Consider the following 15,886-nt stretch of genomic DNA (forward strand, 5'->3'; position numbering starts at 1 on the left):
CCGGATAAGCATTAGCGCCATCCGGCAAAAGATTCGTCAGTAACCCACGACTTTACGCAGAATATCGATATACACCGGCATCAGTGGATGTCGCAGCAACGCCACCAACGCAACCACGCCGATGCCGAGCGTCAACGGCGCCAGATACAACAAACGGCTGCGGGGGAAATACGCGGTTAAGCGATCGACAGCCGCTTTGCCGCTGCGCCACAATCGCCAGCAAAACCAACCGCCTACCCACAGCAGCAGCGCCGTCGCCAGCAGCAACCATTTGAAATCCCCGCTCTGCATATCAGCAGGAATATCGATTGCTGCCCCCGCCAGGATACCCGGCAGAAAATAGAACGGTGGCCACAACACACAGCCGATGATATTGGGCACAATAAATTTCGCGACAGGTAGATCCAGCATGCCCGCCACCATCGGCACCAAAGGCCGCGTCGGGCCAACAAAGCGCCCCACCAGGATGGTAAACATGCTGTGCTGATGCAGCGCGTGCTCGGTTTTATCCAGCAACGCCTTGTTCTTTTTCATGAACGACCAACGGTGCAGCGGCTTTTTAAAACGCCAGCCCAGCCAGAAGGAGATCCAGTCTCCCAATAAGCAACCAATGATGCCCACAAGCCAGGCATGCCAGAAGTTCAGTTCGCCACTACCAATCAGCGCCCCCAGCCCCGCCATCATCACGGTACCGGGCAGAATCAGGCCAACCAGCGCCAGCGACTCCAGAAAGGCCACCAAAAGTACGGCGATCAGAGAGTACAGGGCGGACTGGAGAATAAAGTGTTCCAGCAATGCTTGCATAATGTGTCCGTCAGATTTACGAAGCAGGGATTCTGCTAACCCTTCTCAACTTCGTCAAGCCATCAATTGTCTGAATAGATTGCGAGTTATGACAACTTTCAGGACACATCATTCACTTTTTATTCACATCCAGCGCGAAACTCGCTCGGACTGGCGCCGGTACATTTTTTGAAAACGCGCGAGAAATAGAGTTGGTCGTCGAAACCAACATTGCGACCCACCGTAGCAATGGGCATACGCGTCGTACTTAACAATAGCTTGGCCTGGCTGATACGCTGATCCTCGCGCCAGCTTAATACGCTGATGCCCAACTGTTGGCGGAACAGATGCGACAAACGGGAAGGCGACAGGCAGACGTGTTGTGCGACGCTGGCAATATCAAAATTACTGTCCGCCAGGTGATCGCTGATGTACTGGCAGGCATCGCGCACGCGGTTGTCCATAGGTGGGTGCAGCGATTCATTAATGGCTTCCATACGTCGCAGTAATAACTGCTCCAGTAAATTAATCGCCAGCAGCTCGGAATAGCGGCCTTCTCCCTGCCCGGCGTTGATTATCTGCCCAAACAGTTCGTTAAAATGCGGCTGATGCGCTTCGTCCGGACGAAAAAAGCCAGTCTGGGCGAAAATGGCCGGCCAGGTCAGCCACTCCTGCCAATAGGCGCGCGGGCGAAAGTAAACCCACTGGTGATACCACTCACTGGCGTTGGGGTGTCGTCCATAGTGGTGAATTTCTCCAGGAGGAAACAGCAAAATATCCCCGGGACGGCAGACAAACTGCTGACCCTGATTATTGATAACCCCTTCGCCACGGATGGTAAGATTGAGGATATAGCCCTTCATACCCAACGGCCTGTCGATAAAAAAATCCAGGTATCCGTTCGCCTCAATGGGGGTTAATCCAGCCACCAAATGCGCGTTAAACGAATAGCCCGGCAGCAGGGGATCGTTTTGCGTTTCAGCCATAATTTCAATACTCCCTATGTTCTGCTAAGAAACAATTTGTCCATATTACGCCAGACATCATCACCATCGCCCCTGCGGGGCGCTGTGTCTGCGGTAATGGACCATCAACCCCGCTTGTGAAAAGCACTTTGTGAAAAAATATGTACCAAGCCAACGTCAAAACCGGCTAACAAAAGTGTCTATAACTACGGCAGAAATGTCCACATTGATTATTTGCACGGCGTCACACTTTGTGATGCCACAGCATTTTAATCCATAAGATTAGCGGATCCTGCCTGACGGTTTTTATCCCTTGTCACTACTGTTTATCCATACCCGTATTTTTGGATGGAGTAAGACGATGGCGATAACAATTGGCCTCGATTTTGGTAGTGATTCAGTACGCGCGTTGGCAGTGGAGTGTGCCACCGGTGAAGAGATCGCCACCAGCGTAGAATGGTACCCACGTTGGCAGGAAGGTCTGTATTGCGACGGCCCGAACAACCAGTTTCGCCATCATCCGCGCGACTATATTGAGTCAATGGAAACGGCGCTGAAAACCGTGTTGGCCGAACTGAGTGTTGAACAGCGCGCGGAAGTGGTCGGGATTGGCGTTGACAGTACCGGCTCAACCCCGGCGCCTATCGATGCCGAGGGCAACGTACTGGCGCTGCGTCCGGAGTTCGCTGAAAACCCGAATGCAATGTTTGTCCTGTGGAAAGATCACACCTCAGTCGAAGAAGCGGAAGAGATTACCCGTCTGTGCCACACGCCAGGCAAGATCGATTACTCCCGCTATATCGGCGGTATTTATTCCAGCGAATGGTTCTGGGCCAAAATCCTGCATGTGACCCGCCAGGATGACGCGGTCGCAGAGGCCGCGGTTTCGTGGATTGAGTTGTGCGACTGGGTTCCGGCCCTGCTCTCTAATACCGTACGTCCGCAGGATATTCGCCGCGGACGCTGCAGCGCCGGACACAAATCCCTGTGGCATGAAAGCTGGGGCGGCCTACCGCCAGCCAGTTTCTTTGATGAGCTCGACCCCATCCTTAACCGCCATCTGCCATACCCAATGTTTACCGATACCTTCACGGCCGACCTGCCGGTTGGCACCTTGTGCGCCGAGTGGGCGCAGCGTCTGGGGCTACCGGAAAGCGTGGTGATTGCAGGCGGCGCTTTTGACTGCCATATGGGGGCGGTCGGCGCGGGCGCACAGCCCAATACGCTGGTAAAAGTCATCGGCACGTCGACCTGCGACATTCTGATTGCCGACAAACACAGCGTCGGCGAACGCGCGGTGAAAGGCATATGCGGTCAGGTTGATGGCAGCGTAGTGCCTGATTTTATTGGCCTCGAAGCGGGACAGTCCGCATTCGGCGATATCTATGCCTGGTTTAGCCGCGTGCTGAGCTGGCCGCTGGAGCAGCTTGCGGCGCAGCATCCGGAGCTTAAGACCCAGATTAAAACCAGCCAAAAACAACTGCTGCCAGCACTCACCGAAGCCTGGGCAAAAAATCCGTCACTGGATCACCTGCCGGTGGTGCTCGACTGGTTTAACGGTCGCCGTACGCCCAATGCCAATCAGCGTTTGAAAGGGGTGATTACCGATCTCAATCTGGCCACCGACGCACCCGCGCTGTTCGGTGGGCTGATTGCCGCCACGGCCTTTGGCGCGCGTGCCATTCAGGAATGCTTCACCGAACAGGGCATTGCAGTTAATAACGTGATGGCGTTAGGCGGCATCGCCCGTAAAAATCCGGTCATCATGCAGGCCTGCTGTGACGTGCTAAACCGTCCGCTACAAATTGTCGCCTCCGACCAGTGCTGCGCACTCGGCGCGGCTATCTTCGCCGCCGTTGCCGCGAAAGTACATGCCGATATCCCGGCCGCTCAGCAAAAAATGGCGAGTGCCGTGGAAAACACACTGCAACCTCGCCCAGAACAGGCTCAACGTTTTGAACAGCTTTACCGCCGCTACCAACAGTGGGCGATTAGCGCTGAACAACAATACCTTCCGACTGCCGCTCCGGCGCAACAAGCCCCGGTAGACCTGGCAACCCTGACACATTAAGGACACGACAATGACGATTTTTGATAACTATGAAGTGTGGTTTGTGATTGGTAGCCAGCATCTGTATGGCCCTGAAACCCTGCGTCAGGTAACCCAACATGCGGAGCACGTCGTTAACGCACTGAATACTGAAGCCAAACTGCCCTGTAAGCTGGTATTAAAACCGCTGGGCACGCGTCCGGATGAAATCACCAACCTCTGTCGCGACGCCAACTACGACGACAAATGCGCAGGAATGGTGGTGTGGCTCCACACCTTCTCGCCAGCGAAAATGTGGATCAACGGCCTGACGATTCTCAACAAACCGCTACTTCAGTTCCACACCCAGTTCAACGCTGCCCTGCCGTGGGACAGCATTGACATGGACTTTATGAACCTGAACCAAACCGCGCACGGCGGTCGTGAGTTCGGCTTCATCGGCGCACGTATGCGTCAGCAACACGCCGTGGTCACCGGTCATTGGCAGGACAAACAGGCGCACGAACGCATCGGCTCCTGGATGCGCCAGGCCGTGTCCAAACAGGATACTCGCCATCTGAAAGTCTGCCGTTTTGGCGACAACATGCGCGAAGTTGCGGTCACTGACGGCGATAAAGTTGCCGCGCAGATCAAGTTCGGTTTCTCGGTCAACACCTGGGCCGTAGGCGACCTGGTACAGGTCGTGAACGCAATTAGCGACGGCGAAATCAATGCCCTAATCGATGAGTATGAAAGCACTTACACCATGACGGCGGCCACACAAGTCCACGGTGAAAAACGTCAGAACGTACTGGAAGCGGCACGTATTGAACTGGGGATGAAGCGCTTCCTGGAACAGGGAGGATTCCACGCCTTCACTACCACATTTGAAGATTTACACGGCCTGAAACAGCTCCCGGGTCTGGCCGTACAGCGTCTGATGCAGCAAGGCTACGGCTTTGCGGGCGAAGGCGACTGGAAAACCGCCGCTCTGCTTCGCATCATGAAGGTGATGTCAACCGGTCTGCAGGGCGGCACCTCATTTATGGAGGATTACACCTACCACTTCGAGAAAGGCAACGATCTGGTACTCGGTTCTCACATGCTGGAAGTGTGCCCGTCCATCGCGGTGGAAGAGAAACCAATCCTCGACGTTCAGCACCTCGGTATTGGCGGTAAAGATGATCCTGCCCGTCTGATCTTCAACACCAAAACCGGCCCGGCCGTGGTTGCCAGCCTGATCGATCTCGGCGATCGTTTTCGCCTGCTGGTTAACTGCATCGACACGGTACAAACGCCGCACTCCCTACCGAAACTGCCGGTGGCCAACGCATTGTGGAAGGCTCAGCCCGATCTGCCGACCGCATCTGAAGCCTGGATCCTTGCCGGCGGCGCGCACCACACCGTCTTCAGTCACGCGCTGGATCTGAACGATATGCGTCAGTTCGCAGAAATGCACGATATCGAGATCGCCGTGATCGACAACGATACCCGCCTGCCAGCCTTTAAAGACTCGCTACGCTGGAACGACGTGTATTACGGGTTCAAACGTTAATTGTCGAAACGAATTGCCCGGTGGCATTTCATTTACCGGGCCTACAAATCACCGTAGGCCGGATAAGCGAAGCGCCATCCGGCATTCAGGAGTTAACATGCTAGAAGATCTTAAACGTCAGGTACTGGAAGCGAATCTGGCGCTGCCAAAGCACAACCTGGTGACGCTGACCTGGGGAAACGTTAGCGCTGTCGATCGCGAGCGCGGCGTGTTTGTGATTAAACCCTCCGGTGTCGATTACAGCGTAATGACTGCCGGCGATATGGTCGTTGTCAGTATTGCAACCGGTGAAGTGGTGGAAGGTAATAAAAAGCCCTCCTCCGATACCCCAACGCACCGCCTGCTGTATCAGGCTTTCCCCACCATTGGCGGCATTGTTCACACCCATTCCCGTCATGCAACCATCTGGGCGCAGGCGGGTCAGTCTATTCCCGCCACGGGGACCACTCATGCGGACTATTTCTACGGCACGATTCCCTGCACACGGAAAATGACCGAGGAAGAAATCAACGGCGAATATGAGTGGGAAACCGGTAACGTGATCGTGGAAGCTTTTGAGCAACAAGGCATTGATGCTTCGCAGATGCCAGGCGTGCTGGTGCACTCTCACGGTCCGTTCGCCTGGGGAAAAGATGCCGAAGATGCCGTACACAACGCCATCGTGCTGGAAGAAGTCGCCTACATGGGGATTTTCTGCCGCCAGCTCGCGCCGCAGTTGCCGGATATGCAGCAAACCCTGTTAGATAAACACTACCTGCGCAAACACGGCGCAAAAGCCTATTACGGACAGTAGTCTCTGCCGGCACAGGACAACTGTATAAAACCACAGCAAATCTATCAGAACCAGGCTATAATCATGCCTGGTTTTTTAATGGATACACAGCGTGGCGCAGGCAGGCTTTATCTTAACTCGGCACTGGCGGGATACCCCGCAGGGGACAGAGGTTTCATTCTGGCTGGCAACAGACAGCGGGCCATTGCAGGTCACGCTTGCGCCGCAGGAGTCGGTCGCTTTTATCCCCACCAACCAGACACCCCGCGTCACCACACTGTTACGTACCGAAAAAGGTTATCGCCTGACGCCGCTTCAGCTGCAAGACTTTCATCGTCAGCCCGTTTCTGGCCTGTATTGCCACTCACATCGCCAGCTTATGCGGCTGGAAAAACTGCTGCGCGAAAATGGTGTAACGGTCTACGAGGCCGATGTACGTCCGCCGGAGCGGTATTTGATGGAGCGCTTTATCACCTCTCCCGTTTGGGTGGATGGCGACCTGCGTAATGGCGCTATCGTTAATGCTCGCCTGAAGCCGCACGCAGATTACCGGCCTCCGCTGAAGTGGGTCTCTCTGGATATCGAAACCACCCGCCACGGTGAACTGTACTGCATCGGCCTTGAAGGCTGCGGGCAGCGAATTGTTTATATGCTCGGTCCGGCGAATGGCGATGCCTCCGCGCTCGACTTTCAGCTTGAGTATGTGACGAGTCGCCCGCAGTTACTGGAGAAGCTCAATGACTGGCTTACCCGGCACGATCCTGATGTCATCATCGGCTGGAACGTGGTGCAGTTCGATCTTCGCGTTTTGCAAAAACATGCCGAGCGTTACCGCATTCCCCTGCGTTTTGGCCGCGATAACAGCGAACTGGAGTGGCGCGAGCATGGCTTCAAAAATGGCGTCTTCTTCGCACAGGCTAAAGGTCGTCTGATTATTGACGGCATTGAGGCGCTCAAATCCGCATTCTGGAATTTCTCATCATTCTCACTGGAAACAGTGTCGCAAGAGTTGCTGGGTGAGGGGAAGTCGATTGATAACCCGTGGGACAGAATGGACGAAATCGATCGCCGGTTTGCCCACGATAAGCCCGCGCTTGCCACCTACAATCTCAAAGACTGTGAACTGGTCACCCGCATTTTTCATAAAACCGAGATCATGCCATTTCTGCTGGAGCGTTCAACGGTTAACGGCTTGCCGGTCGACAGGCACGGCGGTTCAGTCGCCGCGTTTGGCCATCTCTACCTGCCGCGAATGCACCGGGCGGGCTACGTTGCACCGAATCTGGGTGAAATCCCTGCGCACGCCAGCCCCGGCGGTTACGTGATGGACTCACGCCCGGGTCTGTACGATTCCGTGCTGGTGCTGGATTACAAAAGCCTGTACCCGTCAATTATTCGTACTTTCTTGATCGATCCGGTGGGGCTTATCGAAGGGATGGCGCATCCGGATCGGGAGCACAGTACCGAAGGGTTCCTTGACGCCTGGTTCTCACGCGAAAAGCACTGCCTACCCGAAATCGTGACCCAGATCTGGCACGGGCGCGATGAAGCAAAACGCCACGGGAATAAGCCGCTCTCACAGGCACTGAAAATCATCATGAACGCGTTTTACGGCGTGCTGGGAACCACCGCCTGCCGCTTTTTCGACCCGAGGCTGGCTTCGTCCATCACCATGCGTGGCCACGCGATCATGCGTCAGACCAAAGCGCTGATTGAAGCTCAGGGCTACGATGTCATCTATGGCGATACCGACTCCACTTTTGTCTGGCTTAAAAAAGCACACTCAGAGGATGATGCAGCCCGGATTGGTCAGGAGCTGGTGAGTTACGTCAATGACTGGTGGGCGCAGTCGCTGAAGCAGCAAAAACTGACCAGCGCGCTGGAGCTGGAATTTGAAACCCATTTTTGTCGCTTTCTGATGCCGACCATTCGCGGCGCAGATACCGGTAGCAAAAAACGCTACGCCGGGATGATTCAGACAGGCGCAGAGCAACGCATGGTGTTTAAGGGCCTGGAAACGGTACGAACTGACTGGACGCCGCTGGCTCAACAGTTTCAGCAAGAGCTGTACCTACGAATTTTTCGTAACCAACCTTATCAGGAGTTTATTCGCGAGACTATCGACCGTCTGATGGCGGGTGAACTGGACGACCAACTGGTGTATCGCAAACGCCTGCGTCGCCCGTTAAGCGAATACCAGCGCAATGTGCCGCCACACGTGCGCGCCGCGCGCCTCGCCGATGAGCAAAATGTAAAGCTGGGACGTCCGCCGCAGTATCAGAATCGCGGTACCATTAAATATGTCTGGACGATAAATGGTCCAGAACCCGTGGATTATCAGCTTTCTGCTCTTGACTATGAGCACTATTTGACCCGGCAGATCCAGCCAGTTGCCGAGGGAATACTTCCCTTTATCGATGATAACTTTGCTACACTACTTACAGGGCAACTGGGGTTATTTTGACGCGTGACGAAACCGTCGCCATCCAGTACCATAGCGCCCTTTCCATTCCTGGACCCCAATACACTTGCTGCCCCTTTACTCTGGCAGAGGGTGAGTATTGCCTGCAACTAAAGATATAGAGCCGAACATATATGCCTTTTACACTTGGTCAACGCTGGATCAGCGATACAGAAAGCGAATTGGGACTTGGTACCGTTGTCGCCATGGATGCACGAACCGTCACATTACTTTTCTCTTCGACGGGCGAAAACCGTCTGTATGCGCGCAGTGATTCCCCCGTGACCCGCGTGATGTTCAATCCTGGTGATACGATAACGAGCCATGAAGGCTGGCAACTGCATGTCGATGAAGTAAAAGAAGAAAACGGCCTGCTTTCCTATATCGGAACTCGCCTTGATACCGAAGAAACCGGTGTCACGCTGCGTGAAGTGCTGCTCGACAGCAAGCTGGTCTTCAGCAAACCACAGGATCGCCTGTTTGCCGGTCAGATTGACCGTATGGACCGCTTTGCACTGCGCTATCGCGCACGTAAATTTCAGAGCGAGCAGTATCGTATGCCGTGGAGTGGTTTGCGTGGTCAACGTACCAGCCTGATCCCTCACCAGCTCAACATTGCTCATGACGTCGGTCGTCGTCATGCTCCTCGCGTATTGCTGGCTGACGAAGTGGGTTTAGGTAAAACCATTGAAGCCGGGATGATCCTGCATCAACAGCTGCTGTCAGGCGCAGCAGAGCGTGTATTGATCATCGTTCCGGAGACGTTACAGCACCAATGGCTGGTCGAAATGCTGCGTCGTTTTAACCTGCGCTTTGCGCTGTTTGATGATGAGCGTTATGCAGAGGCGCAGCACGACGCCTACAATCCGTTTGAAACCGAACAGTTAGTTATCTGTTCGCTGGACTTTGCCCGTCGCAGTAAACAGCGCCTGGAGCATCTGTGTGACGCCGAATGGGATCTGCTTATTGTCGATGAAGCCCATCACCTGGTGTGGAGCGAAGACGCGCCCAGCCGTGAATATATGGCCGTTGAACAACTGGCAGAACGCGTACCGGGCATCCTGCTGCTGACCGCAACACCGGAACAGTTGGGCCTGGAAAGCCACTTTGCGCGCCTGCGCCTGCTGGACCCAAGTCGCTTCCACGATTTCGCCCAGTTTGTTGAAGAACAAAAAAATTACCGTCCGGTCGCCGATGCCGTCGCCATGCTGCTGGCAGGCAACCAGCTAAGCAACAATGAGCTGAACATGTTAGGTGACATGATTGGCGAACAGGACATTGAACCGTTATTGCAGGCGGCAAACAGCGACAGCGAAGACGCCCAGAGCGCGCGTCAGGAGCTGGTTTCAATGCTAATGGACAGACACGGCACCAGCCGCGTGCTGTTTCGTAACACCCGTAACGGCGTGAAAGGCTTCCCGAAACGCGAGCTGCATACCATCAAGCTACCCTTGCCAACCCAATACCAGACGGCGATTAAAGTCTCCGGCATCATGGGCGCGCGTAAGAGTGCGGAAGACCGGGCGCGCGACATGCTCTATCCGGAACAGATTTATCAGGAATTCGAAGGCGACACCGGCACCTGGTGGAATTTTGATCCGCGCGTGGAATGGCTGATGGGCTACCTGACCAGCCACCGCTCGCAAAAAGTACTCGTTATTTGTGCGAAAGCCACCACCGCGCTACAGCTGGAGCAGGTGCTGCGCGAGCGCGAAGGTATCCGCGCCGCCGTGTTCCATGAGGGCATGTCGATCATTGAACGTGACCGCGCTGCGGCCTGGTTTAGCGAAGAAGATAGCGGCGCCCAGGTGATGCTGTGCTCTGAGATCGGCTCCGAGGGGCGTAACTTCCAGTTCGCCAGCAATCTGGTGATGTTTGACCTGCCGTTCAACCCGGATCTGCTGGAACAGCGTATTGGTCGTCTGGACCGTATTGGTCAGGCGCATGATATTCAGATTCACGTGCCTTACTTAGAAAAAACCGCGCAATCCGTACTGGTGCGCTGGTACCACGAAGGTCTGGATGCGTTCGAGCACACCTGCCCGACCGGACGTACTATCTATGACACGGTATATAACAACCTGATCGGCTACCTGGCTGAGCCAGAAAATACCGATGGCTTTGATGATCTAATCAAAACCTGCCGCGAACAGCATGACGCGTTGAAAGCGCAACTGGAACAAGGTCGAGATCGCCTGTTGGAGATCCACTCTAACGGCGGCGAAAAAGCGCTGGCACTGGCTGAGAGTATTGAAGAGCAGGACGACGATACCAGCCTGATCGCCTTCGCCATGAACCTGTTTGATATCGTTGGTATTAATCAGGATGACCGTGGTGACAATTTAATCGTGCTGACGCCGTCCGATCATATGCTGGTGCCTGATTTCCCAGGACTGCCGGAAGATGGCTGCACCATTACGTTCGAACGTGATGTCGCCCTGTCGCGTGAAGACGCACAGTTTATTACCTGGGAGCATCCGTTAATCCGTAATGGTCTGGATCTTATCCTCTCCGGCGACACGGGTAGCAGCACAATATCTCTGTTGAAAAACAAAGCATTACCGGTTGGCACCCTGTTGGTTGAGCTGGTGTATGTGGTTGAAGCGCAAGCGCCGAAACAGCTGCAGTTAAACCGTTTCCTGCCGCCAACGCCGGTACGTATGCTGCTTGATAAAAACGGCAATAACCTTGCCGCGCAGGTTGAATTCGAAACCTTTAACCGCCAACTCAGCGCTGTTAACCGCCATACCGGCAGTAAACTGGTCAACGCCGTGCAGCAGGACGTTCATGCCATTCTGCAACTCGGTGAGGCGCAGGTGGAAAAATCGGCTCGTGCGCTGATCGACGCGGCACGTAAAGAAGCGGACGAAAAACTGACGGCGGAACTCTCCCGTCTGGAAGCACTGCGCGCCGTTAACCCGAACATCCGTGATGACGAACTCAGCGCAATTGAAAGTAACCGTCAGCAGGTGATGGAAAGCCTGGACCAGGCGGGATGGCGTCTTGATGCCCTGCGTCTGATCGTCGTGACGCATCAGTAACGGAGCCATACATGGGGATGGAAAACTACAATCCGCCGCAGGAACCTTGGCTGGTTATCCTGTATCAGGATGAACACATTATGGTAGTCAACAAGCCGAGCGGCTTGTTGTCCGTACCGGGTCGTCTGGATGAACACAAAGACAGCGTGATGACGCGTATTCAGCGCGACTATCCGCAGGCTGAATCCGTCCATCGTCTGGATATGGCCACCAGCGGCGTGATTGTAGTGGCGCTAACGAAAGCGGCAGAGCGCGAGCTAAAACGCCAGTTTCGCGAACGTGAGCCGAAGAAACAGTATGTCGCGCGCGTGTGGGGACATCCTGCTCCTGCCGAAGGTCTGGTTGATTTACCGCTAATTTGCGACTGGCCAAATCGGCCAAAGCAGAAAGTATGTTATGAAACCGGGAAATCGGCGCAAACCGAGTATGAGGTGGTGAAGTTTGCAGCAGATAACACCGCGAGGGTCGTACTGAAACCGATTACCGGACGCTCCCACCAGCTGCGTGTGCATATGCTGGCATTAGGGCATCCCATCCTCGGCGATCGCTTCTATGCTCCGCCCGAAGCACTGGCGTTGGCACCCCGTCTGCTGCTGCACGCCGAAATGCTAACCATCACGCATCCCGAATACGGCAACAGTATGACGTTTAAAGTCCCGGCGGATTTTTAAAACGTTGCTGTGACACATTTCGTTTTTACTTATTAATACAAATCATTCGAGATGCATCGAGGCGGCAAACGAAGAAATCCCCAGGAGCACAGATAACTATGCGACTGGGGTTTCACAGTTCAGCCAACAAAGAGGCAGCCTGAAGGATGCCGTGTATATTTACTTGAAGCCTTTCTGTTCTTTGATTAGCTCATAAGCCTTTTGAATTTCCTGCGCTTTTTGCTTCGCCATTTCCATCATTTCTGGCGGCAGACCTTTCGCAACCAGTTTGTCCGGATGGTGCTCGCTCATCAGCTTGCGGTATGCGCGCTTAATGGTAGTCGCATCATCGGTCGCTTTCACCCCCAGCACATTGCAGGCGTCTTCCAGCGTCGGGCCACGTTGCGCCTGCTGCCAGCCACCGCCGCCGGACTGCTGCTGATATCCACCGCCAAACTGCGCGCCGCCCTGCATCATGCGCAGGAACTGATCAAATTGGGTCCGTGAGATACCCAACTCTTCAGCAATCACATACAGCACTTCACGCTCATTAGGATGCAATGATCCATCGGCAAATGCCGCCTGAATCTGAATCTCCAGGAACATGCGGATCAGATCGAATCGACCAAAACAGACGCTACGAAACTGACGCATTTTTTCACGTAATGGGTAATTATCCGATTTTCCCACCCGGAAAGCATGTTGTGCGGCCGTACGCGAGTCGCCGTGCAAATTCATCCGGTCCATCAGCTGGCTGGCGATATGAATATCGGCTTCCGTGACACGGCCTTTGGATTTGGTCAGATGCCCCATCACCTCAAAAGTGGTAGCAAAAAACAGCGCCTGGCGTTCACGTTGGTTGGCAAACCACGCCATTTTGCGCATGCGGGCTTTGTCGAACATGTGGCCAACTAACAGGCCCAGGACCACACCCCAGAAGCCGCCGCCCATCATTAAAGCCACGGCTACGCCAATTATCTTTCCCCAATACTGCATAGACTCCCCAAATCTTTCTGCTCTCAGCCAGGCTATGTCCCACAATATAAGGTGCTTTTACCGATTTATGGCAGCGGTCAATTGTGGGACATCGCCTATAATTTGCATTATCATACCTGTCATTCAATGCCGTGCCTAACACCACGGAGCCTTAATCGGCAGGATTAACACTAGCGCAGTGAAGATGAGATAAGTTAGGCTGTGACCGTTTGTCACGCGCGACGCTACTGATGATGGAACAATAAATACAACGTATGAAAAAACGTATTCCCACTCTTCTGGCCACCATGATTGCCAGCGCCCTTTATAGCCAACAGGGTCTGGCAGCCGATCTCGCCTCACAGTGCATGTTAGGCGTGCCAAGCTATAACCGTCCTCTGGTGCAGGGCGAGACCAATGAATTACCCGTCACTATCAATGCCGACAACGCAAAAGGGAATTACCCGGATGATGCGGTGTTTACCGGCAACGTGGATATTGCGCAGGGTAACAGCCGCCTGCAGGCCGACGAAGTGCAGCTTCATCAGAAGCAGGCTGAAGGCCAGCCTGAGCCAGTACGTACCGTCGATGCGCTGGGCAACGTTCATTATGATGACAACCAGGTTATTCTGAAGGGGCCGAAAGGCTGGTCTAATCTGAATACTAAAGATACTAACATCTGGGAAGGTGATTATCAGATGGTAGGTCGTCAGGGGCGCGGAAAAGCCGACCTGATGAAACAGCGAGGCGAAAACCGTTACACTATTCTGGAAAACGGTAGCTTCACCTCCTGTCTGCCGGGTTCCGATACCTGGAGCGTCGTGGGTAGTGAAGTGATCCACGACCGTGAAGAACAGGTCGCAGAGATCTGGAACGCCCGTTTTAAACTGGGTCCAGTTCCGGTCTTTTATAGTCCTTATTTGCAGTTACCCGTCGGCGATAAGCGCCGTTCCGGTTTCCTGATCCCGAACGCAAAATACTCCACCACGAACTATTTTGAGTTCTACCTGCCGTATTACTGGAACATTGCGCCCAACATGGACGCCACCATTACGCCGCATTATATGCACCGTCGTGGCGGTGTTATGTGGGAGAACGAATTCCGCTACCTGACTCAGGCGGGCGCTGGCCTGATGGAGTTCGACTATCTGAACTCAGATAAAGTGTACGAGGATGAGCATCCGAAGGATGACAATTCTCGTCGCTGGCTGTTCTACTGGCAGCACGCTGGCGTGATGGACCAGGTGTGGCGTTTCAACGTCGATTACACCAAGGTCAGCGATACCAGCTACTTTAATGATTTTGACAATAAATACGGTTCCAGTACCGACGGCTATGCCACGCAAAAATTCAGCGTTGGCTACGCGGTACAAAACTTTGACGCGACGGTTTCGACCAAGCAATTCCAGGTCTTCGACGCGCAAAACAGTAACAGCTATTCTGCGCAGCCGCAGTTAGACGTCAACTATTACCAGAATGACGTCGGGCCGTTTGATACCCGTATTTATGGCCAGGCGGTTCATTTCGTTAACACTAACGACAACATGCCGGAAGCCACGCGCGTTCATCTTGAACCGACCATCAACCTGCCGTTGTCGAACAACTGGGGAAGTATCAATACCGAAGCAAAACTGCTGGCAACACACTATCAGCAGACTAATCTCGATTGGTACAACAATAACCCGAGTAACGTTAACAAACTCGATGATTCAGCCAACCGCGTCATGCCGCAGTTTAAAGTTGACGGCAAGCTGGTGTTCGAGCGTGACATGCAAATGCTGGCGCCGGGCTATACCCAAACGCTGGAGCCGCGCGCGCAGTATCTTTACGTACCGTATCGTGACCAAAGTCATATCTATAACTATGACTCTTCCCTGCTGCAATCTGACTACAGCGGCCTGTTCCGTGACCGTACTTATGGCGGCCTGGACCGTATCGCCTCAGCCAACCAGGTGACGACCGGGGTCACATCTCGTGTTTATGATGATGCGGCGGTTGAACGTTTTAATATTTCCGTGGGTCAAATCTACTATTTCACCGAGTCTCGCACTGGCGATGACAACATAAAATGGGAGAATGACGACAAAACGGGCTCACTGGTATGGGCTGGCGACACCTACTGGCGCATCTCCGATCGCTGGGGTTTACGCAGTGGGATCCAGTACGACACACGTCTGGACAGCGTCGCAACCAGTAGCAGCAGTATCGAATACCGCCGCGACGAAAACCGTATACTGCAGTTGAACTACCGTTATGCCAGCTCGGAGTATATCCAGGCTACCCTGCCGTCTTACTACTCTACGGCAGAGCAGTATAAAAACGGGATCTCACAGGTAGGCGCGGTGGCAAGCTTCCCAATCGCTGACCGTTGGTCGATTGTTGGCGCTTACTACTTCGATACCAACGTGAACAAAGAAGCAGATTCAATGCTGGGACTGCAGTACAACTCCTGCTGTTACGCCATTCGCTTCGGCTACGAACGTAAGCTGAACGGCTGGGATAACACCCAGAAACACGCGATTTATGACAACACGATCGGCTTTAATATCGAACTGCGCGGCCTGAGTTCCAACTATGGTCTGGGCACTAACCAAATGCTGCGTTCGAACATTCTGCCGTATCAAAGCTCTTTATGATCTGATTGATTTACAACGT

General features: G+C 54.0%; 10 protein-coding genes. 7 read left to right on the forward strand and 3 right to left on the reverse strand.

Annotation, left to right across the window (positions count from 1 at the left end; all coding sequences use genetic code 11):
* Positions 1-36 precede the first annotated feature (36 nt).
* Positions 37-804, reverse strand: a complete 768-nt coding sequence (locus tag NMD08_RS21710) for a DedA family protein (RefSeq protein WP_151224543.1) — start codon at positions 802-804, stop codon at positions 37-39.
* A gap of 119 nt (positions 805-923) precedes the next feature.
* Entirely contained in the window at positions 924-1,769 is an 846-nt protein-coding gene (gene araC, locus NMD08_RS21715; protein WP_151216725.1) for an arabinose operon transcriptional regulator AraC, read from the reverse strand.
* Positions 1,770-2,109: 340 nt separating this feature from the next.
* Here araC and araB point away from each other — a divergent pair, with 340 nt between their 5' ends.
* From araB to rluA, 6 genes are all read left to right on the forward strand, one after another.
* Positions 2,110-3,819, forward strand: a complete 1,710-nt coding sequence (gene araB / locus NMD08_RS21720; protein ID WP_187253714.1) for a ribulokinase — start codon at positions 2,110-2,112, stop codon at positions 3,817-3,819.
* A 10-nt stretch (positions 3,820-3,829) separates the two neighbouring features.
* The gene (gene araA, locus NMD08_RS21725; protein ID WP_151224542.1) at positions 3,830-5,332 is read left to right on the forward strand and encodes an L-arabinose isomerase; all 1,503 of its coding nucleotides are present in this window, start codon (positions 3,830-3,832) and stop codon (positions 5,330-5,332) included.
* 97 nt (positions 5,333-5,429) lie between these two features.
* A complete protein-coding gene (araD, locus tag NMD08_RS21730; protein ID WP_151216723.1) occupies positions 5,430-6,125 on the forward strand; it encodes an L-ribulose-5-phosphate 4-epimerase in 696 nt (231 codons plus the stop codon).
* A gap of 91 nt (positions 6,126-6,216) precedes the next feature.
* Positions 6,217-8,568, forward strand: coding sequence for a DNA polymerase II (gene polB / locus NMD08_RS21735; RefSeq protein WP_286541062.1), 2,352 nt, complete (start codon positions 6,217-6,219; stop codon positions 8,566-8,568).
* A 131-nt stretch (positions 8,569-8,699) separates the two neighbouring features.
* Complete coding sequence (gene rapA, locus NMD08_RS21740; protein WP_151224541.1) at positions 8,700-11,606, forward strand: RNA polymerase-associated protein RapA; 2,907 nt, start codon at positions 8,700-8,702, stop codon at positions 11,604-11,606.
* A gap of 11 nt (positions 11,607-11,617) precedes the next feature.
* Positions 11,618-12,277 carry a bifunctional tRNA pseudouridine(32) synthase/23S rRNA pseudouridine(746) synthase RluA gene (gene rluA, locus NMD08_RS21745; protein WP_370619036.1) on the forward strand — a complete coding sequence of 220 codons (660 nt, stop codon included), beginning with the start codon at positions 11,618-11,620 and terminating at the stop codon, positions 12,275-12,277.
* 159 nt (positions 12,278-12,436) lie between these two features.
* On the opposite strand, the gene djlA is transcribed toward rluA, so the two are convergent.
* Positions 12,437-13,252 (reverse strand): co-chaperone DjlA, encoded by an 816-nt coding sequence (djlA, locus tag NMD08_RS21750; RefSeq protein ID WP_005124510.1) that lies wholly within the window; start codon positions 13,250-13,252, stop codon positions 12,437-12,439.
* Positions 13,253-13,506: 254 nt separating this feature from the next.
* Here djlA and lptD point away from each other — a divergent pair, with 254 nt between their 5' ends.
* Positions 13,507-15,867, forward strand: coding sequence for an LPS assembly protein LptD (gene lptD, locus NMD08_RS21755; protein ID WP_370619038.1), 2,361 nt, complete (start codon positions 13,507-13,509; stop codon positions 15,865-15,867).
* The last annotated feature ends 19 nt before the right edge of the window (positions 15,868-15,886 follow it).

Origin of the sequence: Citrobacter meridianamericanus (assembly GCF_041320245.1) — a bacterium.
GTDB classification, from domain to species: Bacteria; Pseudomonadota; Gammaproteobacteria; order Enterobacterales; family Enterobacteriaceae; genus Citrobacter; species Citrobacter meridianamericanus.